2 protein-coding genes are annotated in these 2,421 nt (G+C 66.7%); one reads left to right on the forward strand and one right to left on the reverse strand.

The window, feature by feature from the left end; genetic code table 11:
* A partial coding sequence (locus tag AAHM41_RS39900) for a hypothetical protein (RefSeq protein ID WP_342242199.1) occupies window positions 1–1,354 on the forward strand: 1,354 nt, incomplete at its 5' end.
* Window positions 1,355–1,562: 208 nt separating this feature from the next.
* Here AAHM41_RS39900 and AAHM41_RS39905 read toward each other — a convergent pair.
* Complete coding sequence (locus AAHM41_RS39905) at window positions 1,563–2,129, reverse strand: helix-turn-helix transcriptional regulator (RefSeq protein ID WP_342242200.1); 567 nt, start codon at window positions 2,127–2,129, stop codon at window positions 1,563–1,565.
* Between the last annotated feature and the right edge of the window lie 292 nt (window positions 2,130–2,421).

Genomic DNA, 2,421 nt, shown 5'->3' on the forward strand with positions numbered 1-2,421 from the left:
TCTGGCCGATCCAGGAGGGATCTGCATCTCGGACACAGTGTGGAAGCAGCTAGCCGGCAAGTCCTCCGTCGCGTTCGAAGACATCGGCGAGCGCAAGCTGAAAAATATGGCACAGCCGGTCCGGGTGTTCCGCTGGGCGGAGGCGACGGTGGCGGCCGTGCCGGGCATGCCTTTGCCGCTGCCCGACAAGCCCTCGATTGCCGTCCTTCCCTTCGATAACCTGAGCGGTCAGCCGGAAGAGACCTATTTCAGCGACGGCATCACCGAAGACATCATCACCGGCCTGGCGCATTTCCACTCGCTCTTTGTAATCGCTCGCAACTCCTCCTTCGCCTTTCGCGGCAAGGCGACCGACCTTGCGGAAATCGGCTGCAGGCTCGGTGTCTCCTATCTGCTCGAGGGCAGCGTCCGCCGAGCTGGCGAGCGCGTGCGCATCTCCGCCCAACTGGTCGAAGCAGCGAGCGGGGCGCATGTCTGGGCCGAGCGCTACGACCGCAACCTCGAGGACGTCTTCGTGGTTCAGGACGAGGTGGCGCAGATGATCGTCTCGGCTCTCGTCGGCCGGATTGAGGAGGCCAATCTCAAGCGGCTGGCGCGGACTCCGACCGACAGTCTCACCGCTTATGACTGCCTGCTGCGCGGCCTGGCCCACTTCCGAGGCTACGCTGAAGACGACAACCAAAGGGCCTGCGAGATGTTCGAGCGTGCGGTGGTGCTCGATCCGCATTACGCCGTCGCGCAGGCCTACCTCGCTTTAGTCCGTATCGCGATGTGCGGCTATGCTTCCGCGCCCCCCGAGGTCCTGGCGGCCGCGCGCGCATTAGGGACACGCGCTGTGGAGTTGGATCCGCAGGAGAATCGCTGCCACCGCATGCTGGCTCAAATCTGCCTCTTCGGCCGCGACCACGATGCAGCAGAACACCATCTCCGGCGGTCGACCGACCTCAATCCGAACGACGCGGATGGCTTGATGCAGATGGGCTATCTGCTGTCACTGCGGGGCCGCGCCGATGCGCTCGGATGGATGGAGGCGGCCATACGCCTCAACCCATTCCATCCCCTTTGGTACAATGTCGACCTTGGCGGTGCCCTTAGTACCTTCCGCCGCTATGCCGAGGCGGTGCAGGCCCTCAAGCGGGTGCCCGATCGGTGGCAATGGTCGAGTGCGCGGCTGGCAGCCTGCTATGCTCAGCTGGGGCAGTCGAAAGAGGCCCAAGCCCAGGCGTCGGTGGTCATGCGGATCAATCCGGATTTCTCCACTGCCGAGTTCCTTCGTACCCGCATCCTTCTCGAGCACGAAGAGGACCGGGAGCGTCTCCGTGAAGGGCTGATCAAAGCCGGGTTGCCGGAATAGTGCGGCTATTGAACCCGCCCGGCTGGGTCGAAGGGCCGCTTTCTGCTGCATTCCAGTCGCGAGTGCCGCTCAAGGAATGGACCGCTTTCCGCCCACACCGGCTGTTGCCATCGGGTGCCAAGCGTCAGATTTTCACGACTAGCGGGACGAGATCCCCGCTTTCGCGGGGATGACGGATCGGGGATTCTGAAAAGGTCTCGCGAGAGGCTCAGGCCAGCGTCTCGGCCAGGCGGACGAAGGCGCCGTCGGACAGCTGCAGCCGGGTCCAGCGCATGCGGCCTGCGCGGATCGGGACGACCGGCGACCCGTTGGCGCTGGTCGCGATCTCGACCGCGGGCGGCTCGGGCTCGAACCAGCCCTCGTCGGTCAGAGCCGCCTCGGCGGCCTGGATCTCCGGCGTGGCGAAGCGCCAGAGCGAGACGCCCAGCAGCTCCGGCGTGCGGAAGTTCCAGTCCCGGCTGCGCCCGCGCGATGCCGCCAGCAGCCGGTGCGTCAGGTCGCAGACCAGATGGGCGCTGGCGGAGGAGTTGGTGACGAGCCGGGCCAGGGCATGGTCGCCGGCGCTGTCCAGCCGGGCGCTCATCAGCTCGCGCAGGCGGGCCTGCTCCTCCAGGTCGGGGACCAGCGTGCCGGCCTCCCAGCGCGACACCATCGCCTGCGACACGCGCAGCAACTCGGCGGCGTGGGCCTGCTTGACCCGCCGCAGCGCGCGCCACAGCCGCAACGACCGGCCGAGGCCGTCGGCGGCGCAGATGCTGTATCCCGGGGCGGTCATGATGAGGCAAAGATGGGCCCGTCCGGTGTGAGTGTCCAGGGCAAGGTACAGGCCGTGCAGCCACTTGTGTTGCCTCTCCCGCGGGGCGGGAGAGGTCGACAGCGCGCAGCGCTGGCGGGTGAGGGCCGGCACCGGCGTCGACAAAGGGCCTCACCCGGAGCCGCTTCGCGTCTCCGACCTCTCCCGCAAGCGAGACCTTTTCAGAATGTCCCCAAGGTCTTCCCGGAGACTTGTGACGACATCGGCCGAAAGCAAAATGAGTCCCCCCTCCCCTCGCGGGAGGGGGGTAGGG

The organism is Inquilinus sp. OTU3971 (genome assembly GCF_038440215.1).

Coding starts and splice junctions, on each gene's coding strand:
- AAHM41_RS39905 (WP_342242200.1), bottom strand. CDS start 2,129: ATGACCGCCCCGGGATACAGCATCTGCGCCGCCGACGGCCTCGGCCGG.